Annotated in this window: 35 protein-coding genes and 1 tRNA gene; 28 read left to right on the top strand and 8 right to left on the bottom strand. The window is 64.1% G+C overall.

The window, feature by feature from the left end:
- Positions 1-203 precede the first annotated feature (203 nt).
- From ACCQ10_RS09270 to ACCQ10_RS09260, 3 genes are all read right to left on the bottom strand, one after another.
- Positions 204-389 carry a hypothetical protein gene (locus ACCQ10_RS09270; RefSeq protein ID WP_044750564.1) on the bottom strand — a complete coding sequence of 62 codons (186 nt, stop codon included), beginning with the start codon at positions 387-389 and terminating at the stop codon, positions 204-206.
- A 125-nt stretch (positions 390-514) separates the two neighbouring features.
- Entirely contained in the window at positions 515-793 is a 279-nt protein-coding gene (locus ACCQ10_RS09265; protein ID WP_372362874.1) for a hypothetical protein, read from the bottom strand.
- 1 nt (position 794) lies between these two features.
- Positions 795-998: a helix-turn-helix domain-containing protein gene (locus ACCQ10_RS09260; RefSeq protein WP_372362873.1), complete on the bottom strand. Its 204-nt coding sequence runs from the start codon at positions 996-998 to the stop codon at positions 795-797.
- 71 nt (positions 999-1,069) lie between these two features.
- Between ACCQ10_RS09260 and ACCQ10_RS09255 the strand changes: the two genes are divergently transcribed.
- Positions 1,070-1,756, top strand: a complete 687-nt coding sequence (locus tag ACCQ10_RS09255; protein ID WP_372362872.1) for a S24 family peptidase — start codon at positions 1,070-1,072, stop codon at positions 1,754-1,756.
- Between the two features lie 214 nt (positions 1,757-1,970).
- Here the strand turns inward: ACCQ10_RS09255 and ACCQ10_RS09250 are convergent, their stop codons facing one another.
- Positions 1,971-2,384: a hypothetical protein gene (locus ACCQ10_RS09250; protein ID WP_372362871.1), complete on the bottom strand. Its 414-nt coding sequence runs from the start codon at positions 2,382-2,384 to the stop codon at positions 1,971-1,973.
- A gap of 172 nt (positions 2,385-2,556) precedes the next feature.
- Here ACCQ10_RS09250 and ACCQ10_RS09245 point away from each other — a divergent pair, with 172 nt between their 5' ends.
- From ACCQ10_RS09245 to ACCQ10_RS09160, 18 genes are all read left to right on the top strand, one after another.
- Positions 2,557-2,784 carry a hypothetical protein gene (locus tag ACCQ10_RS09245; RefSeq protein ID WP_372362870.1) on the top strand — a complete coding sequence of 76 codons (228 nt, stop codon included), beginning with the start codon at positions 2,557-2,559 and terminating at the stop codon, positions 2,782-2,784.
- Between the two features lie 3 nt (positions 2,785-2,787).
- On the top strand, positions 2,788-3,153 hold the full coding sequence (locus ACCQ10_RS09240) for a hypothetical protein (protein ID WP_372362869.1): 366 nt from the start codon (positions 2,788-2,790) through the stop codon (positions 3,151-3,153).
- Positions 3,150-3,377: a hypothetical protein gene (locus tag ACCQ10_RS09235; protein WP_372362868.1), complete on the top strand. Its 228-nt coding sequence runs from the start codon at positions 3,150-3,152 to the stop codon at positions 3,375-3,377. Before ACCQ10_RS09240 ends, ACCQ10_RS09235 begins: the two co-directional genes overlap by 4 nt.
- Positions 3,374-3,574, top strand: a complete 201-nt coding sequence (locus tag ACCQ10_RS09230; protein WP_372362867.1) for an adenine nucleotide alpha hydrolase family protein — start codon at positions 3,374-3,376, stop codon at positions 3,572-3,574. The genes ACCQ10_RS09235 and ACCQ10_RS09230 overlap by 4 nt, the downstream gene beginning before the upstream one ends.
- Positions 3,571-3,984, top strand: coding sequence for a hypothetical protein (locus ACCQ10_RS09225; RefSeq protein WP_372362866.1), 414 nt, complete (start codon positions 3,571-3,573; stop codon positions 3,982-3,984). The genes ACCQ10_RS09230 and ACCQ10_RS09225 overlap by 4 nt, the downstream gene beginning before the upstream one ends.
- Before the next feature lie 112 nt (positions 3,985-4,096).
- Positions 4,097-4,276 (top strand): hypothetical protein, encoded by a 180-nt coding sequence (locus ACCQ10_RS09220; protein WP_372362865.1) that lies wholly within the window; start codon positions 4,097-4,099, stop codon positions 4,274-4,276.
- Positions 4,269-4,571 (top strand): XkdD/Y8K6 family phage-associated protein, encoded by a 303-nt coding sequence (locus ACCQ10_RS09215; protein WP_372362864.1) that lies wholly within the window; start codon positions 4,269-4,271, stop codon positions 4,569-4,571. Before ACCQ10_RS09220 ends, ACCQ10_RS09215 begins: the two co-directional genes overlap by 8 nt.
- Positions 4,568-4,798: a DUF551 domain-containing protein gene (locus ACCQ10_RS09210; RefSeq protein WP_372362863.1), complete on the top strand. Its 231-nt coding sequence runs from the start codon at positions 4,568-4,570 to the stop codon at positions 4,796-4,798. Before ACCQ10_RS09215 ends, ACCQ10_RS09210 begins: the two co-directional genes overlap by 4 nt.
- A complete protein-coding gene (locus tag ACCQ10_RS09205; RefSeq protein WP_372362862.1) occupies positions 4,795-4,968 on the top strand; it encodes a hypothetical protein in 174 nt (57 codons plus the stop codon). The genes ACCQ10_RS09210 and ACCQ10_RS09205 overlap by 4 nt, the downstream gene beginning before the upstream one ends.
- A complete protein-coding gene (locus tag ACCQ10_RS09200) occupies positions 4,968-5,222 on the top strand; it encodes a hypothetical protein (protein ID WP_372362861.1) in 255 nt (84 codons plus the stop codon). The genes ACCQ10_RS09205 and ACCQ10_RS09200 overlap by 1 nt, the downstream gene beginning before the upstream one ends.
- 21 nt (positions 5,223-5,243) lie before the next feature.
- Positions 5,244-5,528, top strand: a complete 285-nt coding sequence (locus ACCQ10_RS09195) for a DUF6948 domain-containing protein (protein ID WP_372362860.1) — start codon at positions 5,244-5,246, stop codon at positions 5,526-5,528.
- Positions 5,528-6,046, top strand: a complete 519-nt coding sequence (locus ACCQ10_RS09190; RefSeq protein WP_372362859.1) for a hypothetical protein — start codon at positions 5,528-5,530, stop codon at positions 6,044-6,046. Before ACCQ10_RS09195 ends, ACCQ10_RS09190 begins: the two co-directional genes overlap by 1 nt.
- A 428-nt stretch (positions 6,047-6,474) precedes the next feature.
- Positions 6,475-6,900 (top strand): HNH endonuclease signature motif containing protein, encoded by a 426-nt coding sequence (locus ACCQ10_RS09185; RefSeq protein WP_372362858.1) that lies wholly within the window; start codon positions 6,475-6,477, stop codon positions 6,898-6,900.
- A complete protein-coding gene (locus tag ACCQ10_RS09180) occupies positions 6,897-7,811 on the top strand; it encodes a recombinase RecT (RefSeq protein ID WP_372362857.1) in 915 nt (304 codons plus the stop codon). The genes ACCQ10_RS09185 and ACCQ10_RS09180 overlap by 4 nt, the downstream gene beginning before the upstream one ends.
- Positions 7,808-8,572: a lambda exonuclease family protein gene (locus ACCQ10_RS09175; protein ID WP_372362856.1), complete on the top strand. Its 765-nt coding sequence runs from the start codon at positions 7,808-7,810 to the stop codon at positions 8,570-8,572. Before ACCQ10_RS09180 ends, ACCQ10_RS09175 begins: the two co-directional genes overlap by 4 nt.
- Before the next feature lie 25 nt (positions 8,573-8,597).
- Positions 8,598-9,650, top strand: a complete 1,053-nt coding sequence (locus tag ACCQ10_RS09170; protein WP_372362855.1) for a hypothetical protein — start codon at positions 8,598-8,600, stop codon at positions 9,648-9,650.
- Positions 9,643-10,341, top strand: coding sequence for an ASCH domain-containing protein (locus ACCQ10_RS09165; protein WP_372362854.1), 699 nt, complete (start codon positions 9,643-9,645; stop codon positions 10,339-10,341). Before ACCQ10_RS09170 ends, ACCQ10_RS09165 begins: the two co-directional genes overlap by 8 nt.
- A gap of 180 nt (positions 10,342-10,521) precedes the next feature.
- Positions 10,522-11,511 carry a tyrosine-type recombinase/integrase gene (locus ACCQ10_RS09160; protein ID WP_372362853.1) on the top strand — a complete coding sequence of 330 codons (990 nt, stop codon included), beginning with the start codon at positions 10,522-10,524 and terminating at the stop codon, positions 11,509-11,511.
- A 90-nt stretch (positions 11,512-11,601) separates the two neighbouring features.
- Here ACCQ10_RS09160 and ACCQ10_RS09155 read toward each other — a convergent pair.
- Positions 11,602-11,675: transfer RNA gene (locus ACCQ10_RS09155), tRNA-Arg, on the bottom strand.
- Positions 11,676-11,811: 136 nt separating this feature from the next.
- On the opposite strand from ACCQ10_RS09155, the gene amaB reads away from it, so the two are divergent.
- The 7 genes from amaB to ACCQ10_RS09120 all read left to right on the top strand — a co-directional run bounded on the left by amaB (position 11,812) and on the right by ACCQ10_RS09120 (position 19,221).
- Positions 11,812-13,344 (top strand): L-piperidine-6-carboxylate dehydrogenase, encoded by a 1,533-nt coding sequence (amaB, locus tag ACCQ10_RS09150; protein ID WP_372362852.1) that lies wholly within the window; start codon positions 11,812-11,814, stop codon positions 13,342-13,344.
- Between the two features lie 333 nt (positions 13,345-13,677).
- Positions 13,678-13,962 carry a DUF4190 domain-containing protein gene (locus ACCQ10_RS09145; protein ID WP_039404416.1) on the top strand — a complete coding sequence of 95 codons (285 nt, stop codon included), beginning with the start codon at positions 13,678-13,680 and terminating at the stop codon, positions 13,960-13,962.
- A 2-nt stretch (positions 13,963-13,964) separates the two neighbouring features.
- Complete coding sequence (locus tag ACCQ10_RS09140; RefSeq protein ID WP_372362851.1) at positions 13,965-14,732, top strand: class I SAM-dependent methyltransferase; 768 nt, start codon at positions 13,965-13,967, stop codon at positions 14,730-14,732.
- A gap of 5 nt (positions 14,733-14,737) precedes the next feature.
- On the top strand, positions 14,738-15,793 hold the full coding sequence (locus tag ACCQ10_RS09135) for a quinone-dependent dihydroorotate dehydrogenase (RefSeq protein ID WP_047697863.1): 1,056 nt from the start codon (positions 14,738-14,740) through the stop codon (positions 15,791-15,793).
- Positions 15,790-16,842, top strand: coding sequence for a UDP-N-acetylmuramate dehydrogenase (murB, locus tag ACCQ10_RS09130; RefSeq protein WP_372362850.1), 1,053 nt, complete (start codon positions 15,790-15,792; stop codon positions 16,840-16,842). Before ACCQ10_RS09135 ends, murB begins: the two co-directional genes overlap by 4 nt.
- Complete coding sequence (locus ACCQ10_RS09125) at positions 16,836-17,747, top strand: DMT family transporter (protein ID WP_372362849.1); 912 nt, start codon at positions 16,836-16,838, stop codon at positions 17,745-17,747. The genes murB and ACCQ10_RS09125 overlap by 7 nt, the downstream gene beginning before the upstream one ends.
- Positions 17,748-17,922: 175 nt before the next feature.
- A complete protein-coding gene (locus ACCQ10_RS09120; protein WP_372362848.1) occupies positions 17,923-19,221 on the top strand; it encodes an MFS transporter in 1,299 nt (432 codons plus the stop codon).
- On the opposite strand, the gene ACCQ10_RS09115 is transcribed toward ACCQ10_RS09120, so the two are convergent.
- Positions 19,218-19,949, bottom strand: a complete 732-nt coding sequence (locus ACCQ10_RS09115; RefSeq protein WP_228891077.1) for a phosphatase PAP2 family protein — start codon at positions 19,947-19,949, stop codon at positions 19,218-19,220. The genes ACCQ10_RS09120 and ACCQ10_RS09115 overlap by 4 nt on opposite strands.
- The gene (ispG, locus tag ACCQ10_RS09110; protein WP_166745220.1) at positions 19,930-21,195 is read right to left on the bottom strand and encodes a flavodoxin-dependent (E)-4-hydroxy-3-methylbut-2-enyl-diphosphate synthase; all 1,266 of its coding nucleotides are present in this window, start codon (positions 21,193-21,195) and stop codon (positions 19,930-19,932) included. Before ispG ends, ACCQ10_RS09115 begins: the two co-directional genes overlap by 20 nt.
- Positions 21,196-21,315: 120 nt before the next feature.
- On the opposite strand from ispG, the gene ACCQ10_RS09105 reads away from it, so the two are divergent.
- Positions 21,316-22,542, top strand: coding sequence for an ATP-binding protein (locus ACCQ10_RS09105; RefSeq protein ID WP_372362847.1), 1,227 nt, complete (start codon positions 21,316-21,318; stop codon positions 22,540-22,542).
- Positions 22,539-23,117 (top strand): response regulator transcription factor, encoded by a 579-nt coding sequence (locus ACCQ10_RS09100; protein ID WP_039415020.1) that lies wholly within the window; start codon positions 22,539-22,541, stop codon positions 23,115-23,117. The genes ACCQ10_RS09105 and ACCQ10_RS09100 overlap by 4 nt, the downstream gene beginning before the upstream one ends.
- 44 nt (positions 23,118-23,161) lie before the next feature.
- Here the strand turns inward: ACCQ10_RS09100 and ACCQ10_RS09095 are convergent, their stop codons facing one another.
- Positions 23,162-24,154: a glycoside hydrolase family 5 protein gene (locus ACCQ10_RS09095; RefSeq protein ID WP_372362846.1), complete on the bottom strand. Its 993-nt coding sequence runs from the start codon at positions 24,152-24,154 to the stop codon at positions 23,162-23,164.
- Positions 24,155-24,221 lie beyond the last annotated feature (67 nt).

The following is a 24,221-nucleotide window of genomic DNA, read 5'->3' as shown; positions in this document are numbered from 1 at the left end:
ACTTTTGAGTCCCTGAATCGGTACGACTGAGGCCTGCCGTGCCGGTAGGCGGTAGCGCCGGGTCAACTCGGCGTGCGCTGCGTGCATCACTGCTTCTTCAATCGACGAAAGCCCATGGGCCTTCGCGTACTGCTCAAACATCGCGCTCTCAGATGGCTTCAGCGCTATGTCCATAGGACCTCCCCAGGGCCTGCTTTGGCCCTTCAGGCTGCATCTGCTTCCGGCCTACCCTTCTCCATCGACGCGACAGCGGCTAACGCCAGCTCTCGCACGAACGCAGCAGGCTGCCGCCCATTGAAGTTGGCGAGCGCAACGATCAGCGCGTAGTCGGGATCGTTGAAGCGAACCTTGATCGGGTTGTCTCTCAGGTGTGTGGGGTCTGCGTACATCGTCAATTTGAGGAGTCAGTGGAATGGGGTTTTTGAAGAAGGCTGGAACGAACGTCGTTGCGCTCAAGCGGGTCGGTGGAAACTGGTTTGCTGTGCGCTGGACCGGCGAGCGCTACGACATTCGGTTATTGAGACGGGGTGAGTGAGGTGTCGACCTTTGGCAAGGTGCTCGGCTCTTTCAGTGCAAGCACGCGAGCCAGGTGCTTTCTGTCCGCCGCCGCCGCCGCAAATGACTTCGCAAGCTTTTCCTCAGCCCTGCGCTGCAACCACGCATGCGCCTCTTGCCACGTGTCGAAGTAGGGCCGCCAGGTGGAATTGCGCTGGGCATACTTGTCGACCGCGCGGCGGCAGATGCGAGCGGTGCCCACGCTTGGGAAATAGGCCGCTGGGTTCTTCTTGGCCATCTCAAGCCGCCCTCTTCCGCTTCTTGGGGGCCGGGCCGAAGACGTCGGGGCGGAGGGCCTTGGCCTGCCACTGGCGCACCTCCGGCAACGGCTCGTCTTCAGCCCAGTTGCTCACGGCGGCTTTGCCTACTCCAAAAAATCCGGCGAGCTGCCGGTCCAGGGTGAAGCCGAGGGCTTCTCGAACTGCGCGCTTGGTCATGTCCATGGCGCGAGTCTAGACCTATGAACTTACGCCAGTCAATACCTATGAACTGCGATTTTCATAGAGTCGCGCCCATGACAATGGGAACCCGGCTGAAAACCGCGCTTGAGGCTCGCCGCAAGCTGCCTACCGACCTGATCGGGGCGCTTGGGCTGGCGAAAGGCACGGTCTACAACATCCTCAACGACACCACCCGGCCCGAGAAGGTGTGGGCAGAGACGGGCATCCGGATCTGCGAATACCTGCGGATCAGGCTGGAATGGCTGCTGTATGAAAAAGGCGAAATGGAACTCGCGCCGGGCATCGCCGCGGCCAACGATGATGACTACGCCGATGTGATCGGCTACTCCCAGGCGGCCGGCCTCGGCTCGGGCGCCGAAGCGGTCGAGTACGCGGAGACGCACAGTCTGAAGTTCAAGAAGACCAGCCTGCGCCGGCGCGGAATCTTCGGGAAACCGCTTGCCGTCTACTATGGCAAGGGCGATAGCATGGAGCCGACGATCGAGGACGGCGATGCCATCCTGTTCGACACGTCGGATACGCGTGTGGTTGACGGGGTCTTGTACGTGATCCAGGTGGACGGCATGGCCAACCCCGAGTACTACGTGAAGCGAGCCATGGTGATCGACGGCTTGGTCATGTTCCAGAGCGACAACCCGGACGGCGACCACAATTGGAAGCGCCCGCGGCGGATGGACTCAAAGCGCGAGCCAATCACGGTGATCGGGCGCGTCCACTGGATTGGCGGATGGGCCGACTAATGCTGAAATTTATGCTTCTTGCCGTACTCCTGAGTGGGTGCGCCAAGCTGGGTGATCCCAATAGGGCGCCCGTCTACGGCGATAGCGGCCTGCCCAAAAATTGCAGAGCAATTGTCCAAGCGAACATTGATAGCTATCGAAGGCACGAATACAGCGCCGATGAGGTCATGGCCTCGCTGGAGCGAAACTGTGGCGCCAACGGGCACAGCTGGGATCAGTAGTCGCACATCTCGTCGTAATCCTCATCCTCGCATTGCCCGCTTTGGATCCGGTCGCGCTGTAGCTCCTGCGCGTACTCCTGACACCCCTCCACAAACGAGTTGGAATTCCCGCTGCAATCTTCGGGATCCTCAATGCCCCGTTGCTCAGCCCAGCGGGCGCCAGCTTCATGTCCAGAGCAATCGAATGTGCACCCGCTTGCCGAGTAGAACTGCGGAGCAGCGCGTGGCTGCTTCGTCGCCGGCGGTTGCCAGTGATAGTTGATCGTCTTGTAAGGGACGCCAGCCGGTGGCTTGGTGGTGTAATAGCGAACGCCGCCCTTCTCATACGAATAGACCGCGGCTGTCTCGGCGTTGGAAGTTGGCGCCGCGAGGGCGAGAAGTAGCAGCCAAAGGGATTTGCGACTCATCAGCCTGCTCCAGTTGATGCGGTTATCGTCTCACAGTCCGTCCCAAAGTAAACGCAAGCTGAATTTAGTTCATAGCTCCGAACTATTTCGGTTCATAGCTATTGACTCCACAGTTCATAGGTCTAGACTTACCTCGTCGGCCCACACCGGGCCATACGGAACGAGGACGGGGATGGCAAACAAGTCTTGGGAAGATGACGGGGTTGGTCTTGGCGGTTACTACCTTGATAGTCGCGTCCAAGGTGTTCGCGCCGGCGTGCACTCAATCGGCGAGAAAGCCGAATCCCATATCTGGACGCCTGGGTGTGGATTTTCCCCGAGTGTGAAGCTGCACGAGTCGGCGCAGGCCGCAAAGGATTTTGCCGAGCGTCGCCTTGCCGAAATCGCTGGGGAGGCCTGAGCCATGGGCCTCGCACACAACTACCACCAGCACTGCGGCTGTGCCGCCTGCTCCCGCCAGGAACTGGCAGACGAGCGCGCCGATGAGCTGGCGCTGGCGCTGCACAAGTCGGGCGACGTACTGAGCGAAACGCTGGGCGAGCTGACGACCGAGCAGCTGGCCCTGATCGCCGGACACCTGGCACAGGGCAATGATGCAGGTGCCGACGAGATCCTGCGCACTGCGATCAGCGACTACATCGCCAACGAGATCGAGCGGCGCATGGACGAGGTGGGCACCACGAAGCTGGAGACCGTGCAGCGCATGCTCATGGTGTACGAAGCCAAGCCGGCGCCGGTCGCAGTGATGCCGTGGCGGGTGGCGGCATGAGCGCCCCTGTCGATGTGATCACGGTGATGACCCGCAGCGCCAACGCGTTGGCAAATCATGGATCGTCAAAGCTTGCACGAGAGGGGCGCGTGGCATGTGCCGCCATGGCCGAGCTGATCGAGGCTGCAGAGCAGGCGCATGCTTTTTTGTGCGAGAAAGCGCCCGCGACTGCAACCGAATTCCGCCTCCGGACCGCCCTTGCCAGTGTAGGCGGTGCCGCATGAGCGCCGTCATCCCCCCAAGCGCCTGGAGCGAAATGCAGCAGGTTCGCGGATATGCGCGAGAGCTTGGCATCCCGCCGGGCAAGTGCATCAACGAATACATCGAGAGCGGCTACGCGAAATCGTACGTCAGCCACATCGCCGAGGCTGCGCGCCGTGCGCGGATGGGGCGGAATAACAACGGGCCGGAGGCGGAATGAAGATCAACGATTACAAGGTGGGGGACGAGCTATTCCGCTACGTCGATGGGGCTGGGATTTTTCGCTATGTAGTCATTGGTCGCCGTGAACGACCGGATGAGGTGCAGCTGGAGGTTGAGTGCAAGACATGCACGCACGGCTGGCAGTGCCAGTTGCTCCTGGCTCGCGATGACCGAGACCGCATCGTGGCAGTGCACATGCTCAATAACGACGAGGAAGAGGATCAGCGCCGTTGGCACGGCAACGAGGGGTATCACTTCCATGCTGATGCCGGGGCTGCCAAGCAGGAAAAGGTGGAAAAAATGATCAGCGGCGCGAAGGAGAGGCTGGCAAGCGCAAAGGATGCTCTGCGCGCAGCTGAGGATCGGCTCAAGGAATTGCAGGGCTTGGCTGATGGTGTGCAGGCATGAAGACGGCAGAGGAGCAGTTCATCAATGCATTTGCGCGCGACATGGTTCTTGTCGCGGCAGTGGCTTTTATCGCAGGCGTACTTGTTTCTGTGCTTGTGCAGGCGCTCGTCTCGTGATCGAAGACGCCGACTTCATCGAAGCAATGCGCACAGGTTTGCCCACGATCAAGGCACCCGGCATCTACGTGATCGATTGCACCGGAATCCTGCTGGGCAATGTGGATCTTGAGCTTTCCCACATCGAACGAATTGAGGGCGTCTGTGTGATGTCCCTGGAGAGTGGTCATGAGTGAAACGAAGTGGCAATGGGATGGCGACGGTAATCCCTGGGAGGATTACAACACTAAAGAACACGCGCCTTGGATTGTTGATCAAGCTGGGTCCCCGGTTCTGACTGGCGAAATTCATTGCCGCTCAGAATCGGAAGCTAGGTTACTAGCCGCCGCGCCGGAGCTGTATGAGGCGCTGGACCACTGTGAAACCCTGCTGATGCGCTATGAAATCAACCGGGTAGACGGTGACGCAATTGCCGATGAGGCGCTGACCACGATCCGTGCCGCCATGGCAAAAGCCCGAGGTGAAGCATGAGGACTTGGCAGCCGATTGAGACTGCGCCGAAGGATGGCAATCCAATTCTAGCTTGCACCGTGCTGGACGAAGCTGGATACGAAAGTTGGGGCTGGCCATCCACGATTGTTTGGGCGGCATATCACCCCAACGCACGGGGCAAAGAGTGCTGGCGCACATCCCATGTGCGCGGTAACAAGATGGAAGCAGTTACCCACTGGATGCCGCTGCCGGAGCCGCCGAAATGAACAAGGCAATTCCAGCGGAATTCAAGCCCAATAACGAAATTGAGTGCTGTGTGTGCACGCAGACGCCGACGGTGGACATCTACGTAAATGGCAGTTTGGAGAACAGCACGGAACTGTGCGGTGTCTGCACCTGGGGCGAATCTGCTTGTGCTGATCCGGAGAACTGGTGATGCGCCGCTCCTACTCCGCATTCGGCTGGTTGTGCGCAACGGTGGCCGTGCTGACTGCAATCGGCTGCTTCGCCTACTACCGCAACTCTGACCTGATCGGCTCGACGCTCACGACCATCGCGTTTCTGCTGGCGCTGCACATCCCGCAGTCGTATCGCAACGCCAGGCGCAAAGCTGCACAGGCACGTACCGCTCCGATGGTGCGACCGAACCTTCCCAATTTCCCCGAGCAGCCGCGTCGCGGCGTTCGATAACCAACCGCCCAGGAGGGCATCATGGCAACCGCAAAATCTAAGGCTCCGCGCCCCGTCATCGTCACCACCGAACATCGCGGAGTTTTCTTTGGCTACGCCAGCGATACCAAGGGCGAAACCATCGATCTGACAAATGCCCGAATGGCAATCCGGTTTGGCACTACCAAGGGGCTGATGCAGCTGGCCGAGACTGGCCCGACCAGTTCTTCGAAGATCAGCGCCCGCGCGCAAAAGATTGAGATCCGCAAAATCACCGCCGTTTTCGAAGTGGCCCCTGCCGCAGTCGAAGCCTGGGAGAGCGCGTAATGGACACTCACGCGCTGGCTTACCGGCCGCGCGTGACCGTGGTCGATGTGCTCGATTCTGGCGCATGTATTGAGGGCACGCTGGAGTTCATCGAGAAACACGCCGCTGGTCGTATCGAGGGCGATACCGAGATGCTGATGCGCAGTCAGCGCGCTGCCTCTTACATCGCTGCGGCTGCTAATGCTGACGGCAACGGCAACGGCTACGGCGACGGCGACGGCGACGGCGACGGCTACGGCGACGGCTACGGCTACGGCGACGGCTACGGCAACGGCGACGGCGACGGCTACGGCGACGGCAACGGCGACGGCGACGGCTACGGCTACGGCTACGGCGACGGCGACGGCTACGGCGACGGCAACGGCTACGGCTACGGCTACGGCGACGGCGACGGCTACGGCGACGGCTACGGCAACGGCGACGGCTACGGCGACGGCTACGGCAACGGCGACGGCAACGGCTACGGCTACGGCTACGGCGACGGCGACGGCTACGGCGACGGCTACGGCGACGGCTAAAAATCCCCAGAAGGGCCTCCCCGCCCTGCACTTCGCGCTGTGAAGCGCCATGTTTCGCCGCCGATGGCCGATTGGTCCACGTCACGGACTTTCCATAGATCTGCACCTCAATCTCTGACCTGGTGGGTTGAAGGATGTGGTGCCACCTGGGGTGCAGATCTATGGAGGCAAATGCGCAGGCTGATGCGCAGCGGCCGAGAAATCGGAAGCGTATCGCGGGTGGACCTAAGACAGCCCACAAGCCGGAGATCAGCGCCGGCCCCTCCACCAAACGCCGCAGGTCGTCTACCTGCCGCCTTTGCCGGTGCGTCATCGCGGCACGCAGTGAAAGCTCATGCGTAAACGAGTGGTGCTGTTGCAACACAGCTGACAGCCTGGAAAGACAGGCACTAATTCAAAACGCCGGCGCCGCCGGCAGGACGTGAAAGATGTTCCTCCGTAGCGAAATTGAAGAGCGTTCAACCCCAGTTCCTGAAGCGGGTTGCCATCTGTGGCTTGGGTCGCCGGGTGCAAATGGATACGGGCAGATCAAGAAAAATCAGGTCGTTTATTCCGCACATCGCGCTTCATACGAAGCTTTTATTGGCCCTGTCCCAAGTGGCGCTGTTGTCATGCACAAGTGCGATACCCCTCTTTGCGTGAACCCGCTGCACCTTGCTGTCGGGACGCAGGCCCAGAACATGCGAGACCGAGATGCAAAGGGGCGCGCCAGGACACGGAACATTCCTCGCGAGACTATTTTGGCAATCCGCTCTTTCCCAGGAACTCACCGCGAGATAGGTCAAAAATTTCGAGTGAGTGTCGGATGGGTTAGCGCAATCAAAAATAAAAAATGCTACGGAGACATTCAATGAGCAACATCGCCGTCATCGAGCAGGACATCTACGGCACCAAGGACTCGTTTATGTCGGTCCTTGTCGATCGCTCGATCAACTTCGATCGCGAAGCCGAATTCGCCATGCAGGTGCTACAGGGCAACGACTACGCGCTGAAAATCGCATTGAGCAATCGGCAGTCGGTCGTGGCAGCGGTGATCAACATTGCCGCTATCGGTATCAGCTTGAACCCGGCGAAGCGCCAGGCCTATCTGGTCCCGCGTGACGGGAAAATTTGCCTCGACATCAGTTACATGGGCCTGATGGATCTGGCCATCGAATCTGGATCGATCCGCTGGGGGCAAGCCAAACTTGTGCATGAGGCAGACGTCTTTGCACTGAATGGACTCGATCAGGCTCCGCATCACCAGCATGACCCGTTCGGCAAGGATCGCGGCGAAGTGATCGGCGCCTACGTGGTTGTGAAGACGCCTGAAGGAGACTATCTGACCGAGACCATGAGCCGCGATGAAATCGACGGCATTATGCGGCGCTCCCAGTCTGTGAAGTCGGGCAAGTCTTCGCCGTGGAAAAGCGACTGGGGCGAGATGGCGAAAAAGACGGTCGTGAAGCGCGCTTACAAGTACTGGCCGAAGACCGACCGTCTCGATCAAGCCATCCATCACCTCAACACCGAATCCGACGAAGGACTGGCGACGCTGGTCTCGCAGCAACAGCCGCAGCAGCGTGGCGCGCTTCCGCCGCCGGCAGACAGCCCTGAGCGAGACCAGCTGTATGCGAGCCTGCAGGACATCGCCACAGCCGGCCTGATCGCCTACGGCGAGGCGTGGGCGAAGCTGACGAAGGAGCAGCGGACCATGATCGGTCAGGCAGCTCACGCAGGGTTAAAGGCGCAAGCAGAGCAGGCTGATGCAGAGGTGGTCGAGTGATCATCCTGACCTGCGCCCAAGGCAGCGAAGCCTGGCACCGCGCCCGCGCCGGCGTGGTGACGGCTAGCATGTTTACCACCGCGCGCAAGCGCGTTGGCGAGTTGGACGAGCGGCAACAGGCCTACGTGGATGGCGTGCAGTCGGGGCTGGACGAGAAGACGGCGGCCAAGGCGGCCGGCTATGCGGCCGTGCCCAAGGCTGCAGGCATCGCCAAGGCCCTGCGCGGCGAGCCAGTGGGCGACTACAGCGAAGAGGCCAAGAACTATGCCTTTCGCTTGGCCATCGAGCGTATCAGCGGCGAGCCGTTGGATGAGGGCTTCGAGACATTCGCCATGCGTCGCGGTCACGATCTTGAGCCAGACGCACGCGCTGAGCATGAGGTGCAGTCCGGCCTGATAGTGCAGCGTGCCGGCTTCGTGCTGTCGGAAGACGGTTTCGGCTGCTCGGCTGACGGCCTGATCGGCGATGACGGCGGTAGCGAGTACAAGTGCTTTATCAACCCGGAAAAGCTGCGCTCGTTCCACATCGATAACGACGCCAGTGAGGTATTCGAGCAGGCACAGGGATGCATGTGGATCACCGGCAGGAAGTGGTGGCACATCGGCCTGTACTGCCCTGCTCTCGCCCCGGTCGGCAAGCAACTGTGGTGGAAGCGCTTTGAGCGCGACGAGGAATTCATCGAGAAAATGCGCGCCGACCTCTTGGCATTCCGCAGCGTCGTCGATGCCTACGAACAAAACCTAAAGCGCCAAGCCGCCTAAGCCGCGCCAACTATTGGAGAAAGATATGAGCGATTTGAACGAAAGGCTTGAAACAGCCGCGCGAGTTTTGAGCAGCAGCGGGTGGTCCGATTCGGCCGCAGCGGTACGTGATGCAATCGCCTTGCAAGGCGCGCTGTCCGAAGAGGCAGAGGATAACGTATGTCTTCGCGAGCGCGTTTTCCGGCTTGAAGAGCAGCTGCAGCCCGATGCGGGGAGCGGTGGGGATGCGCGGGCGCAGTTTGAGGCTTGGGCAAAAAATAAAGAGATGTCTGTCGTTATCTATCCGGGGAATGTTTTGTACAATCACCCTGTTACCCGTGGCGCATGGATGGCTTGGCGGCACCTCGCTGCACGCCAGCCGGTGGATACGGGCTTTGTTGGCATGCTTCTGAGCGTAATCAACGATGTGCAGGAAGAGCTAGGATTCACAGAAGACGACAAGGAATGTGGGAACGGGAGTGCCGAAATAGTTGGCGCAATTCGTGAGCTGAAAGAGGCCGCCCGCCAGCCGGTAGGGGTGGAGCCGGCGCCTGTAGAAATCCCGCAGGGTGCAATCGTAAACGGCGCTGCATTCGCGGACAGATTGGAGCGCGATTACCAGTTTGAGTGCCCGGCTGGGCCGTTGGTGAATTGCACGGATTACATTGAGTTTCGTCGGTGCTTCGACTATTTGGCGCAATGGGCGTCCAGTCTGCCGCCGCTCTACACCACCCCGCCCGCGCCTGCTGCTGTGCCGGAGCGTGACCAGTTCACAGAAGGTGATTTGCTCTACCGAATTGACACCTACTGCCTGATTGGCGGTATTTCAGATTCTGATTTCAGGAATAATGCCGCCCCTTTGCTGGAAGACCTAAGGGCATATCTCAGTGGGAATGGCAGTTATGAGATCCAGCCAGAAATCGAGCGTGATGTCGATGGCGACCGATATCGCTGGCTGCGAGACGTGCACATTGGCGATGAGCCGCATTACGTCAACCTAGCCAGAGGTCCACAAGATGGACTTGATTCGGCCATCGACGCAGCCATGCTCGCCGCCCACCCCCAGCCGGCAGCGGCGAAGGAGCAGGACGATGCGTGAGCGCCCCATCCTTTTCAACGGCGCCATGGTGCGCGCCATCCTGTCCGGCACAAAGTCGCAGACGCGGCGCGTGGTGAAGATGCCGCCGGGCTTCGATTTCATCGGCGGCTCCGGAGACGACCTCAACGATCCCGCCAACTGGGGCGCAGAAGATGAGGATGCACGGTGGTGGGCGCTGGCCGCTGGCCCGGGCACCGATCATGTGCTGCCCTGCCCCTTCGGCAAGCCCGGCGACCGGCTGTGGGTGCGGGAGACGTGGATGGACCTCACGGGCACGGGGGTCGAGCACTATGACATGGAGACTGGCAAGCGGACGCGGTACGCGTATGGTGCCGAAAGCCCCAAGGGCAGCGCCAGCGACGAAGCACGCAAGGATTTCGGCCTCAAGTGGCGCCCGAGCATCCATATGCCGCGCAAAGCCTGCCGCTTGGTGCTGGATATCACCGACGTGCGCGTCGAGCGCCTGCATGCGATCAGCGAGGCCGATGCACTGGCTGAGGGCGCCATGGAGTGGGCCGGCGAGCAAAACACGCCGATCCGCGACCTCAACACCGGTGACGAGCGCATTGCCTTCAAGGCTCTATGGCGAAGCACCGGCGGCGACTGGGACGCCAACCCCTGGGTGTGGGTCATCGGGTTCAAGGTCGTCGACCAGCACGCCAAGGCGGAGGTGGGTAATGGGGGCAGCTGAGAACCTCAACATCGTCGGAAAGGATTGGCTGACAGTCGACGAAGCCGCCCACTACTGCGGCGTCTCAGAATCCCAGTTCCGCAAGAACGCTGTCGCCTATGGCCTCACGCCGAAGCGATTCATGGGCAAGCAGCTCTACGAGAAGTCGGCGTTGTACGCCGCGATCTACGGATCACAGGAATGGCAAGGGTCACGATCTACTGGCGCAACGGCGTCGCATACCTCAACTGGCGCGAAGGCGGTCAGCGGCATCGTCCGTCAATTGGGCGGGTCAGCGAGCGAGATGCTGAGGAAGTACGAGCAGCGAAGGAAGCGGAGCTAAGGCACGGGGTCAAGATCCTGGCCAGGCTGCCCCTGGTCCGAATCTACTTGGAGTGGTATCTGGACTGGTACGAGGCCGAGCACCCGACCACCGCCGGCAAGGCGCGCAGCGAGATGAAGCGCTTCATCGCTCAGTTCGGACACCGCCCGATCGACACCATTCGGCCCATGGAAATCGAGGGCTACAAGCGCCAGCGACTGGTCACCGACAAAGCAGCGCCGGAGACGGTCGGCAAGGAGATCCGCCGGCTGCATGCAGCGTTCAATCGCGGCGTCGAGTGGAAAGAACTGGACGTCAACCCCTTCGAAGTGGTCAAGGCGCCGCGAGGCGTGCGCAGCGTTGCCGTGCGCTTCTACGACCGCCAGGCGATGCGGCGGCTCTACCGCGCCAACCCTAAGCGCGCGCCGCTGTGGATGTTCCTGGCGCACACGGGCCTGCGTCGTGGCGAGGTGGTCGCCCTGGGCAAGGCGGCGGCCGTGTCGGGACGCCTGCACATCGAGAGCGTGCCCGACGAGACCGGCGCGGGACGGACCAAGTCCGGCAGGTGGCGCGAGGTGCCGCTGAATCGCTACGCTAAGTGGGCGCTGCGAAGGCTTCCCGATCCCATCGTCTCCGTGCACCAGGACACGGTGTCGGACTGGTTCGCCAAGGACGCGGCAAAGGCCGGCATCGGCGGCAGCCTGCACCGGCTCCGGCACACCTTTTGCGCCCACATGGTGATCGCTGGGGTGCCGCTGCGGCGGGTGCAGATCCTGGCCGGCCATGCCGACTATGCGACCACGGAGAAGTACTATGCGCACCTGACGCCAGAGGGTGACGACGGAGCTGTCAGAAAGCTGCGCTTCTAGACTGTGACCACTGTGACCGTTCGGTCCAAAACAGTGCGCACATATGCCAATTGCTTCGCACGGCGAATCGCCTAAGTACCTGATTTCTTGTGACCCCGGCCCGATTCGAACGGGCGACCTTCCCCTTAGGAGGGGGACGCTCTATCCAGCTGAGCTACGGGGCCAAGGGCGGCATTGTCGCATGTTCAGCCGGCTTGCCAAGCCGGCGGGCGGCGGGTGGAGCCTGCTAAAATCGGCGGCTACCCGTGTCGCTGGCTGGCCTTGGCCGTCGGGCGACCGTCCCGACCTCCAGGAGATTCCATGTCCGCTGACCTGCTCAAGGCGCTCGACCTCGCCGCGTCCAATTCCGGCACTTACCTCGGCGAGGCGACCTGGTCGTCGGCCACCGGTGCGGGCGTGCTGCAGCCGCTCAATCCGACGACCAACGCCGTCATCGCCGATGTACAGGCGACCACGCCGGAAGATTACGAACTGATCATCCAGCGCGCGCAGGCGGCCTTCAAGGTGTGGCGGACCACGCCTGCCCCGCGTCGCGGCGAGGCGGTGCGCCTGTGTGGCGAGGCGCTGCGTGCGCACAAGGATGCCCTGGGCTCGCTGGTGGCATTGGAGATGGGCAAGAGCAAGCCGGAAGGCGATGGCGAAGTGCAGGAGATGATCGACATCGCCGACTTCGCCGTGGGCCAGAGCCGCATGCTCTACGGCTACACCATGCATTCGGAGCGTCCCGGCCACCGCATGTATGAGCAGTACCAGCCGCTGGGGCTGGTGGGCATCATCAGCGCATTCAACTTCCCGGTGGCGGTGTGGGCGTGGAATGCGTTCCTTGCGGCCATCTGCGGCGATATCTGCGTCTGGAAGCCGTCCAACAAGACGCCGCTGACCGCAATTGCGACGATGAAGATCTGCAATGCGGCGTTGAAGGACGCCGGCTTCCCGGACATCTTCTTCCTGATCAACGATGCCGGCACGGCGCTGTCGCAGACGCTGGTCGAAGACCGGCGCGTGCCGCTGATCAGCTTCACCGGTTCGACCCAGATCGGCCGCGTGGTCGCCGAAAAGGTCGCCCATCGCCTGGGCCGCTGCCTGCTGGAGCTGGGCGGCAATAACGCGATCATCCTGGATGAAACCGCCGACCTGAAGCTGGCCATCCCGGGCATCGTGTTCGGCGCAGTCGGCACGGCCGGGCAGCGCTGCACCACTACGCGCCGGCTGATCGTGCACGAATCCATCTACGAGAACGTGCTGGCCACCCTGGTCAAGGCGTACAGGCAGCTCGACAGCAAGATCGGCGACCCCACCGACCCGGCAAACCTGATGGGCCCGCTCAACAGCCGTGCTGCGGTGGAGCAATTCCTGGAGTCGATCGCCAAGGCCAAGGCCGCCGGTGGCACCGTCGAAGTGGGCGGCACCGCGATCAATCGCCCCGGCAACTTCGTGTTGCCGGCGATCGTCACCGGGCTGCAGAACAGCGATGAGGTCGTGCAGCATGAGACCTTCGCGCCGATCCTGTACGTGATGAAGTACCGCACGCTGGATGAGGCCATCGACCTGCAGAACGGCGTGCCGCAAGGCCTGTCCTCGTCGATCTTCACCCAGAACCTGAAAGCGGCCGAAAAATTCCTGTCGGCGGCGGGCAGCGATTGCGGCATTGCCAACGTCAACATCGGCACCTCCGGTGCGGAGATCGGTGGCGCCTTTGGCGGCGAGAAGGACACCGGCGGTGGCCGCGAATCCGGCTCGGATGCGTGGAAGGTCTACATGCGTCGCCAGACCAACACCATCAACTACTCCGATTCGCTGCCGCTGGCGCAGGGCATCAAGTTCGATCTTTGATCGATGCCGCAAGGTGCGCCGGGCAGTGGTCCGGCGCGCTTGCGACGCAGCGATGTGAGCGCAGCCGCAGCCTGCTCGGCATCTGCGGCGACGCCGGACACGCCACTGACAACAGCATCGCGGCAATGCCAGGCGGCTGGCTGCCCTGCTCCGATAGGCCCTGCTCTAGCAAGGCACCGCGCGGCGGCCCGGCCTGCTCTTCGGCACGTCAGGACAGGCGAATGACCGGCTGCACAGGGGTTCCTACCGCACACGGCACGCCTTTTCGGCGGCCGCTCTGGGATAATCGCCTCACCAGAGACCGGCTGCCGGCTCACTCTCACGGAGTTCATGATGAACGTTGTCGTTCGACAGACCAGCGCCATGGCCATCGTCAGTCTGGTCGCAGGCATTCTCGGCTGGACGCTGATCCCCTTCCTCGGCAGCATCTGCGCCATCATCACCGGCCATCTGGCGCGCGCCGAAATCCGGCGCAATCCGCAAGGCCTGGAAGGCGACGGGCTGGCCATCGGCGGGCTGATTCTTGGCTGGCTGGCAGTGGCGATGTGGCTGGTCGGCATCGTCATCTTCATCCTGTTCTTCGGTGGCATGGCGTGGCTGGCGGCCTCCAGCAGTTGAGCATGGCTGCGCCCTCCTCTGCCCAGCGCTTCAACGACCGTGTGGCCGCTTACGTGCGCTACCGGCCAGGCTACCCGCCGCAGGTGTTGCGTTGGTTGCATGACGACCTGGGCGTCACCCCCGCCACGCCGGTGGCCGACATCGGCGCCGGCACCGGCATTTCCAGCCGCCTGTTTCTTGAAGCCGGCTACGCGGTCACTGCGGTGGAGCCAAATCCGGCCATGCGCGCGGCCGCCCAGCAATGGCTGGCGGAGTTTCCGGCCTTCCAGGCCACCGACGGCACTGCCGAAGCTACCGGCCTGGCCGATGCCAGCGTGGGTCTGGTGTCGGCGGCGCAGGCCTTCCACTGGTTCGACACGCAGGCAGTGCGCCACGAATGGGCACGCATCCTGCAGCCCGGCGGCCTGGCGGCGGTGTACTGGAACTCGCGCGAACTGGACAGCACCGCGTTCCTGCGCGGCTACGAGCAGCTGCTGCTGGAGTACGGCACCGATTATTCGGCCGTGGCCGAGCGCTACCAGGACGATGCCACGATGCAGGCCTGGTTCGGCGACGGGTTTCGGGCGATGGCGCGCTTTCCCAATGTGCAGCGGCTGGACTTCGATGCGCTGCGCGGCCGGTTGCTGTCGTCTTCGTATGCGCCGCTGGCACACGACCCGCGCAACGCGCCGATGCTGGCCGCGTTGCGCGCCCTGTTCGATGCGCACGCCCGCGACGGACTGATCGACTTCCATTACCAGACCCGCATTTTTGCCGGGAGTTTGAACTGACCCGCATGTATTCGCTTGCCCGCCCCTTCCTGTTTTCCCTCGATGCCGAGCGCGCCCACGCGCTGGCGCTGCGCTCCATCGATACCGCCTACCGCACCGGCACCACGTCGCTGCTGGCCAAGCGCCCGGTGCCGCTGCCGACCCCTGCCTTCGGCCTGATGTTCCCCAACCCGGTCGGACTGGGCGCCGGGTTGGACAAGAATGGCGAGCACATCGACGCCCTGCTGGCGTTGGGGTTCGGCTTTGTCGAGATCGGCACGGTGACCCCGCGCCCGCAGGAGGGCAACCCGAAGCCGCGCATGTTCCGGTTGCCCGAGTACCAGGCGGTGATCAACCGCATGGGCTTCAACAACCTGGGCGTGGATGCGCTGGTGGCCAATGTGCAGCGCGCGCGGCGGCGCGGTGGCCTGCTGGGCATCAACATCGGCAAGAACAAGGACACGCCCAACGAGGATGCCACCAGCGACTACCGCTACTGCATGGAGCGCGTGTATCCGCTGGCCGACTACATCACCGTCAACATCTCTTCGCCCAATACCGCCGGCCTGCGCGAGCTGCAGGAAGAACAATCGCTGCGCCGCTTGATCGCCGACCTGCGCGAGACCCAGGAAGCGCTCGCCGCCCAGCACGGCAAGCGGGTGCCGATGCTGGTGAAGGTGGCGCCGGACCTCAACGACCGCGACATCGACGCCGCCGCACGCGTGTTGGCCGATCTGGCCGTGGATGGCGTGATCGCCACCAACACCACGGTGACCCGCACCTTGATCGCCAATCACCCGTTGGCCGCCGAAGCCGGCGGTTTGTCGGGCGCGCCATTGCTGGGGCAATCCACCCTGGTGCTGCGCCGGCTGCGCGCGCGGCTGCCCGAGTCGATCCCGTTGATCGGCGTGGGTGGCATCAGCTCCGGCGCCGACGCGGTGGCCAAGATGGCCGCCGGTGCGAGCCTGGTGCAGTGCTACAGCGGCCTGGTGTATCGCGGGCCGCCGTTGATCGGCGAATGCGTGGACGCCATCCGTCGCCGCCGCGAAGCGCCGAGCGGCGGTGCGGTGTCGCCGTTATGAGCGAGGCTGTGCAACCGGGCTGGCAGTTGAGCGAACACGCGCCATTGCGTGCACTCAACACCTTTCACGTCGATGCCTGCGCGCGCTGGCTGCTGCGCATCCACACGCCCCAAGCCTTGCCGCAGGCGCTGGCAGCGCCGCAGATCGCGGGCGAACCGCTGCTGGTGCTAGGCAGCGGCAGCAATGTGCTGCTGGCCGGCGACCCGCCCGGCTGCGTGCTGTGTTTCGAGAACCGCGACATTGCGATCATTGCGCACCACGCCGACCACGCCATCGTCCGCGCCGGTGCCGGCGTGAACTGGCATGCGCTGGTGCTGTATTCGCTGCAGCAGGGGCTGTCGGGGCTGGAGAATCTGGCGCTGATTCCCGGCACCGTCGGCGCCTGCCCGATCCAGAACATCGGCGCCTATGGCGCGCAGGTGGGCGACTTCATCCAGGTGGTGGAAGCCTTCGACCGGCACAGCCAGCAGTTCGTGCGGCTGGAGGCAGCGGACTGCGCGTTCGGCTACCGCGACAGCGTGTTCAAGCAGCAGCCCGAGCGTTACCTGATCGTGGCGGTGGAATTCAATCTGCCGCTGCTGCACGAGCTGCGGCTGGACTACGCCGGCATCCGCGAGGAGCTGGCCAGCATGGGCGCCGAGCTGGCGGGCGCGGCCGATGTGGCGCAGGCGGTGATCAACATCCGCCGCCGCAAATTGCCGGACCCGGACGTGCTCGGCAATGCCGGCAGCTTCTTCAAGAATCCGCTGCTGCCGAGCGAACAGATTGCCGCGTTGCAGGCCACCTTCGCCGACATGCCGGTGTATCCGGGCGAGCAGCCTGGCCAGGGCAAGTTGTCGGCCGCCTGGTTGATCGAACAGTGCGGCTGGAAGGGCCAGCGCGAAGGCGACGCCGGCGTGTCGCCGGCGCATGCCTTGGTGCTGGTCAATTACGGCAGCGCAACCGGCGCACAGCTGCTGGACGTTGCGCGACGCATCGCCGAATCGGTGCGCGAGCGCTACTCGGTGATCCTGGAGCCGGAACCCCGCATTATCGGAGCGCATTGGTGACTGCACCCTCGGCGTCCATGCGCGCCGCTGCCTGGATGCTGATCAGCACGCTCGCCTTCGGTCTGATGGCCATCACCATCCGGCTGGCATCCAAGACCGTCGCCACCACCGAGATCGCGTTCTTCCGCAATGCATTCGGCCTGCTGGCGCTGCTGCCGCTGCTCATCGGCCGTGGCAAGACGCTGCCGCGTACCCGTCAGTTGCCGCACTATTTCGCACGCACGCTGATTGGCCTGGCCTCGATGCTGTGCGGGTTCTGGGCGATCGGCCATCTGCCGTTGTCGCAGGCAATTTCGCTCTCCTATTCCACGCCGTTGTTCGTCACCGTGCTGGCCGTGATCTGGCTGCACGAACAGGTGCGCATGCGCCGCTGGCTGGCAGTGGCAGCCGGGTTTATCGGGGTGCTGACGATCCTGCGCCCGGGCTCGTCCACCTTCAGCCCGGGACTGCTGATTGCGCTGCTCGCGGCAGTGATCAGTGCCATCGTGGCAATCCAGATCAAACAGCTTTCGCGTAACGACGATTCGGACACGGTGGTGTTCTACACCTACGTGTTCTGGGTGCCGATGTCGCTGATCCCGGCGCTGTTCCAGTGGACCTGGCCGCAGGGCATCGACTGGCTGTGGCTGGTGGCCACCGGCATCTTCGGCACCGCCGGGCAGTTGTTCTGGACGCGCGCGCTCAAGCTGGGCGAAGTCTCGGCGCTGCAGCCGATCAGCTTCATGCAGCTGCCGCTGGTGGCGCTGCTGGGCTGGTGGCTGTTCGGCGAGGCGATCGAGCGGCATACCGTGATCGGGGCGGCCATCATCATCGGCGCCAACGTCTACATCGCGCATCGCGAAGCGGTACTGGCACGTCGCGCCGCCACGCATGCGCCGGTGGAAGGCGCAAAACCCGGCGAATGAGTCCACCCGGCGCCAACGCGCAGGCATGTCCGGACCACCGAAGCATCCAACCGGCGATCACCGCCACACAGAATCGGCATACCGGTCCAGGCTGCAGGTCGCGCTAGCATGGGATGGCACGCCGCAACCGCCGTGACTGGCAGGCGCGCCACCACCCGCAACAGGACGCAGCTGCATGAACACGCATGACGCTCTTGGCACCGCCGCCGCACACCACCTGACGCGCCGCGACTACAGGACGCTGACCCTGGCCGCGCTGGGCGGCGCATTGGAGTTCTACGACTTCATCATCTTCATCTTTTTCGCGAAGGTGCTGGGCGAACTGTTCTTTCCTCCAGGCATTCCGGAATGGACGCGGCAACTGCAGACCTTCGGCATTTTCGCGGCCGGCTACCTGATCCGTCCGCTGGGCGGCATCGTGATGGCGCACTTCGGCGACCTGCTCGGCCGCAAGCGCATGTTCGCGCTCAGCATCGGCCTGATGGCATTGCCCACGCTGGCCATCGGTGTGCTGCCGACCTACGCGCAGATCGGCCTGACCGCGCCATTGTTGCTGTTGACGATGCGCCTGCTGCAAGGCGCGGCGATCGGTGGCGAGGTGCCCAGTGCCTGGGTGTTCGTCGCAGAACACGTGCCTGCGCAGCGCAGGGGCCTGGCCTGCGGCACATTGACTGCCGGCCTGGCTGCCGGCGTGCTGCTCGGCTCGCTCAGCGCCGCAGCGATCAATCGCGTCTACACCCCGCAGGAGATCGCCGACTACGCCTGGCGTCTGCCGTTCCTGGCGGGCGGGGTCTTCGGCCTGTTGTCGGTATACCTGCGGCGCTGGCTGCACGAGACGCCGGTGTTTGCCGAAATGGTGGCGATGCGTGCATTGGCGCGCGAAACGCCACTGAAGGTGGTGGTGCGCGACCATCCGCGCAGCCTGGCGCTGTCGTTATGGCTGACCTGGGTGGTGGCAGCGGCGGTGCTGGTGGTATCGCTGATGACCCCCACCCTGCTGCAGAGCGCTTATGGCTACCCTGCCGCGGTCGCCTTGCAGGCCAACCTGCTGGCGGTGCTGCTGCAGGCCATCGGCTCGGTGGTGGCCGGCGCGCTGTCGGATCGCTGGGGCAACGGCCGCGTGCTACTGGGTGGGAGCGTACTCCTGGGCGTGAGCGCATGGCTGTTCTATCGCTTCGCCGGCGACCGACAGTTGCTGTTTCCGCTGTATGCGTTGTTGGGCGCGGCGCTTGGCGTGCTGGGCGCAATCCCGCGCGTCATGGTCGAAGCGTTTCCGCCGGTGATCCGTCTGTCTGGCGTGTCGTTCGCCTACAACCTGGGCTACGCCGTGTTTGGCGGCCTGACCCCGCTGGTGGTGGTGATGCTGCTCAAGCAGCATCCGATGGGACCGGCGTATTACGTGATTTTGCTGGCCTCCATCGGAACCATCGTTGGCGCCCGGCTATGGCGACGAGAGCTTCCCCACCGCTCTTAATTTGCGAACGGTAAGCGGCCGGGCTGCTCCGCGACCTCCCGGCTCGGCTTGCGCCAATGCGGCCGCCGTGCGCCGCGGAACATCACCAGATACAGGCCGACCACCCACACCAGCGCGGCCGACCAGCCACCGAGGATGTCGGAGGGGTAATGCACGCCCAGGTAGATGCGCGAGACCCCGACCAGCAGCGCGAATGCGCTGGCCGCAATCGTCACCGGCCAGCGCCAACGGGTGCGCCAGGCCAGCGCGATGACCACCGCCGCGAGCGTCATCGAGCCCATCGCATGACCACTGGGAAAACTGAAGGTGCTCTCCGGGGCGATCGATTCCCACAGGCTCGGCCGGTTGCGCTGAAAGAACTGCTTGGCACCCATGTTCAACAGCGCCGAGCCACCGAAGCCGAGCGCGGCAAAGGTGCCCTCACGCCAGCGCCGCAATACCAGCAGCACCAGCACGATCGCGATATCTGCCGGAATCACGCCGTACTGGTAGCCCACCTTCGATATCACGCCGAACAGCGCATCCAGCGTCGGGGTGGCGATGCTGCGCATGCTCCACAGCAACGGCTCGTCGAAATAGAAATTTTCCAGCTCGTGCACTTCATCGGCCAGATCCACGAACAGGCCCAGCGGCAGCAGCACCCCGACGAACAACAGTCCCATGCGCCACGCATTGCTGCGCAACCACGCCTTGAACCCGGCCGGCGACTCAGCCGGCGCGGCGGACATAGGTGCGTTCGACGTACTGGTCGATCAGGTCGATGAATTCGTAAGCGATGTTTTCGCCGCGCAAGGTGACGCTTTTTTCGCCATCGATGAACACCGGTGCGGACGGCGCCTCGCCCGTGCCCGGCAGCGAGATGCCGATATTGGCGTGGCGCGATTCGCCCGGGCCGTTGACCACGCAGCCCATCACCGCCAGGGTCATGTTCTCGGCACCGGGGTTGGAGATCTTCCACTCCGGCATCTTGGCGCGCACATGGTTCTGCACCACGCCGGCCAGTTCCTGGAAGAACTCGGAGGTGGTGCGCCCGCAGCCGGGGCATGCGGTGACCATCGGGGTGAACGCGCGTTGCCCGGTGGTCTGCAGCAGCTCCTGCGCGACCACCACTTCCTGCGTGCGCGACTGGCCGGGCTCCGGCGTCAGCGAGATGCGGATGGTGTCGCCGATGCCCTCCTGCAGCAGCACGCTCAGCGCCGCAGCCGAGGCGACGATGCCCTTGCTGCCGATGCCGGCTTCGGTCAGGCCCAGATGCAGCGCAAAGTCGCAGCGGCTGGCCATGTCGCGATACACCGCGATCAGTTCCTGCACACCGGACACCTTGGCCGACAGGATGATGCGCTCGCGCGGCAAGCCCAGCTCCACCGCACGCTCGGCCGAATCCACGGCTGAACGGATCAGCGCCTCGCGCAGCACCCGGCCGGCATCCCAGGGCGTTTCGCGCTGCGAGTTTTCATCCATCAGCTGCGCCGCCAGCGACTGGTCCAGCGAGCCCCAATTCGCGCCGATGCGCACCGGCTTGTCGTACTTGATGGCGAACTCGATCAGCTGACCGAACTGCAGATCCTTCTTCTTGCCGAAGCCGACATTGCCCGGGTTGATGCGGTATTTGGCCAGCGCCTCGGCACAGGCCGGCTCGGCGGCAAGCAACTGGTGCCCGTTGTAGTGGAAGTCGCCGATCAACGGGACTTCAATCCCCATCATGCGCAGCTTGTCCACGATGCGCGGAATGGCGGCAGCGGACTCGGCGTTGTTGACGGTCAGCCGTACCATCTCCGAGCCGGCGCGCCACAGTTCGGACACCTGTTTGACGCTGCCGGCGATGTCGGCGGTGTCGGTGTTGGTCATCGACTGGACGACCACCGGGTGGCCTCCGCCCACGATCACGCTGCCGATCTTGACGGCCTGGGTGATGCGGCGCGGCCAGGCGGTGGCGTCGGCGGGAGGGGTTGGGCGGGTCACGGCGTCATGCATCGCGCTATTTTAGCCTGTCCGCCGTCGGCTCACAGCTGAAGCGACGCGCGGGCCGCCGCCGGCACCGATGCGACGGTTTGTCGCAGGCCACCATTCTCCTGAGCGCATAGCATTGCCGTGATGAACAGCTCCGACGCCTCCTTCCTGCGGACCCTGTGCAGCCTGCGCTGGCTCGCCACCGCCGGCCAGGCCGCCACCATCCTGGTCGCCACCGGCCTGATGGGCTTGAACCTGCCGCAACAGCCGCTGTGGGCCGGCGTCGCCGCACTGGCGGTGTTCAACCTGTACGCCCAGCTGCGTGTGGCCCACCGTGGCGCGGTGAGCCCGGCCACCGAATTCGGCCACATCTTGGTCGATGTGACAGTGCTGACCTGGATGGTGGGCTGGAGCGGCGGCATCGCCAATCCGTTCGGCTCGCTGTTCCTGGTGCTGATCGCGCTGGCCGCGTTGGCGCTGCCGCTGGGCTGGGCGATGGCGGTGGCGGCGTCGTGCGTGGCCGGCTACGTGATCAGCGCGGCGTTCGGGCTGCCGCTGCCCTACGGCAGCTTCGACCCGCTCAGCCTGCACATGTGGGGCATGGCGGCCAACTTCCTGCTCTCCACGGTGGTGGTGCTGGCCTTCGCCACCCGGCTGGCGTTGTCCATGCGCGAACGCGAGCGCGAGATCTCCACCCTGCGCGAGCGCTTCGCCCGTAATGAAGGCATCGTCGCGCTGGCCACGCATGCGGCCTCGGTGGCGCATGAATTGAATACGCCATTGGCGACGATGACCCTGCTGGTGGACGACATTGCCGACCAGTGCGACCAGGCCGAACTGCGCGAAGACCTGGACACCTTGCGCGAGCTGCTGGTGCAATGCCACGAGCGCGTGCTGGCCTTGGCGGCGCCGGCCGACAACGGCCACCTGAGCCGGGAGGTGGCGGTGAAGGAGGTGCTGGAACAATGGCGCCTGGTGCGCCCCACCATCGAGTTGCGCCGCAACGACGACGCACCGATGCGGCTGATGCTGCAGCCGGGCGTCAGCCACCTGCTGATGGTGCTGCTCAATAACGCCGCCGATGCCGGCGAACGGGCCGGGCGCCCGCAGATCGACCTTACCTTGCGCGTGGAGCACGACCATCTCAGCGGCGAAGTGCGCGATTACGGCCCCGGCTTCGACACCGCGCAAGCCATGTTGCCGGGCACCTTGTTCAACAGCGGCAAACACGACGGCATGGGCGTGGGCCTGGCGCTGTCGCATGCCACCGTCGAACGCCTGCAGGGCGAATTGTGGATGCTGCCCGCCGAAGGCAGCGGCGCCCGCGTCGGTTTCCGTCTGCCGCTCTCCGAACACGAGGCACTCGCATGACAAGCACTCCCATCCGCACCGGCCTGCTGGTCGACGACGACACCTTGTACCTGCGCACGCTGCAGCGCAGCCTGGCACGGCGCGGGGTGGAAACGCTGACCGCCACCGACGCGGCCAGCGCGCTGTCCACCGCGCGTAGCGCCTTGCCGGATTTCGCCTTGATCGATCTCAAGCTCGGTCACGATTCCGGCCTGAGCCTGATCCAGCCGCTGCGCGAGATCCGCGCCGACATGCGCATCCTGCTGGTCACCGGCTATGCCAGCATCGCCACCGCGGTGGAAGCGATCAAGCTCGGCGCCGACGACTACCTGCCCAAGCCGGCCAATATCCCCACGATCATGCGGGCGCTGGGCGAAGAAGACGACGAGCTTCCCGAGCCGGACGAAGAGGAAACCGCGCAGGAAATGATGACCCCGCTCAGCCGCCTGCAGTGGGAGCACATCCAGCAGGCCCTGCACGAGACCGGTGGCAACGTCTCCGCGGCCGCACGCCTGCTCGGCATGCATCGGCGCTCGCTGCAGCGCAAGCTGACCAAGCGCCCCAGCCCGGGTCCATTGCGCGAACCCGGGCGCTGATCGCACCCGGGTCGCACGCACGTCTGGTCAGCCTCCCCGCTACGTCAACGCTGTCGGGCAGCAAACACGCTGGCCCGGCGCGAGGTGGCACGGATGCCGTCGGAGCCTTCAATCAATGTGCGGCCCCAGCTGCTCAGACGCGTCGGGTCCCAGCCAAGCACGATATCCAGCGACTGGGTGCTGCTGTCGTTGCCCGACCACGACCAGCCCATGTAGCCCACGTTGTACTGGCGCGCGCGCCGCATGATGGCCGCCTCGTCCACCTGCGCGCCGCGATGGTCGGCACCGAATTCGCCCACCACCAGCGCCAGGCGGTTGCTCTGGAATGCACGCAGGTACGTATCCACCGTGGCATCGTTGCCGAACACTTCGTACATGTGCACGCTGAAGACCAGGTTGCGACGGCTGTCGAGCGCCAGTAACGCAGCCGCGTTGTCGCGCATGTAGAACTGCCAGTCCTGGCCCCAGTTGGGCGCGTCCACCATCAGCGCGTGGGTCAAACCGGCGTTGCGCAAGGTGGCGATCGCACGGGCATGGCCGTTGACCCACTCGCTGGCACTGAGGCGGTTACCGTACGGCTCGTTGCCGACATTGATGATGACGTAGTTCTCCTGTCCCACCAGCGCGCCACGGATGCTGGTCCAGTAGTTGGCCGCGTCGGCCAGGGTCCCGGCGGCGCCGTCCTCGCCGTAACCGGTGGTGTCGTGCACTTCCAGCACGGCGATCAGGCCCAGGCTCTTGCAGCGCGCGATGATGCGCGCCACCTCTGCTTCGGGCGTGCGGTTCCAGCGATACCCGCTGCTCAGCACCACGCGCACGCTATTGGCGCCGGTGGCGGCAATCTGCGCCAGCGCCGCATCGGTACGGTCGGCAAACCAGGCATGTGGCAGGTTGATGCCGCGCAGGACCAGCGCGTTGCCGTTGCTCTCCCGCAACTGCGTCCCCGATACGGACAAACCAGCATGTGCGGCGGACGCCAGCGCAAGGCCGGCCACCAGCAGCAGGGCGCGCTGCGCCAGACGAGTGAAGATCTTCATGGTCGCTCCAAGGTGGGTGCCGTGGACGCCTCGGCACGCAGTCGCATGTCCGGCCCACGTGCGCCCA

This window comes from Xanthomonas sp. NCPPB 1325 (assembly GCF_041477645.2).
In the GTDB taxonomy this organism is placed as follows: domain Bacteria; phylum Pseudomonadota; class Gammaproteobacteria; order Xanthomonadales; family Xanthomonadaceae; genus Xanthomonas; species Xanthomonas cannabis.
Note: the sequence above shows the minus strand (reverse complement) of the source record. Positions and strands in the feature narration are given on the sequence as shown.